Annotated in this window: 1 tRNA gene and 2 rRNA genes; all 3 read left to right on the top strand. The window is 46.3% G+C overall.

Features of this window, described 5'->3' with window-relative positions:
• A 16S ribosomal RNA gene (locus F1379_RS29630) occupies positions 1 to 80 on the top strand; the annotation flags it as partial.
• 80 nt (positions 81 to 160) lie between these two features.
• Positions 161 to 236 (top strand) — tRNA-Ala (locus F1379_RS29625).
• Between the two features lie 186 nt (positions 237 to 422).
• Positions 423 to 516: ribosomal RNA gene (locus F1379_RS29620) — 23S ribosomal RNA — on the top strand; the annotation flags it as partial.

Genomic DNA, 516 nt, shown 5'->3' with positions numbered 1-516 from the left:
CGCCGAAGGTGGGGTAGATGATTGGGGTGAAGTCGTAACAAGGTAGCCGTATCGGAAGGTGCGGCTGGATCACCTCCTTTCTATGGAGAATCGTTTCCTGCAACGGAAACATTCAAATCTTAAATGGCGTTTCCATTTGTTCGGTTTTGATGGAATTTGCGGGGCCATAGCTCAGCTGGGAGAGCGCCTGCCTTGCAAGCAGGAGGTCAGCGGTTCGATCCCGCTTGGCTCCACCAACAAAATTCATCTAATGAATTACAACTTGATCCTTGAAAACTGGATACCGAAACGAATTTGCGTTTTAGAACATTCCTTTAAGCTGAACTTGTGTAAACAAGTTTAATATTAATGGCGATGCTAAAGATGGATTCTGAAGAAGTTGATAACCTATGGTTTGATATTTTTCCTTCAGAAAAAATCATGGTTAAGCTACTAAGAGCACACGGAGGATGCCTAGGCGCCAGGAGCCGACGAAGGACGTGGCGAACAACGAAACTGCCTCGGGGAGCTGTAAGC

It is taken from the genome of Paenibacillus tepidiphilus (genome assembly GCF_008635795.1).
Classification (GTDB): domain Bacteria; phylum Bacillota; class Bacilli; order Paenibacillales; family Paenibacillaceae; genus Paenibacillus_AQ; species Paenibacillus_AQ tepidiphilus.
This window is presented reverse-complemented; position numbering and strand designations above follow the sequence as displayed.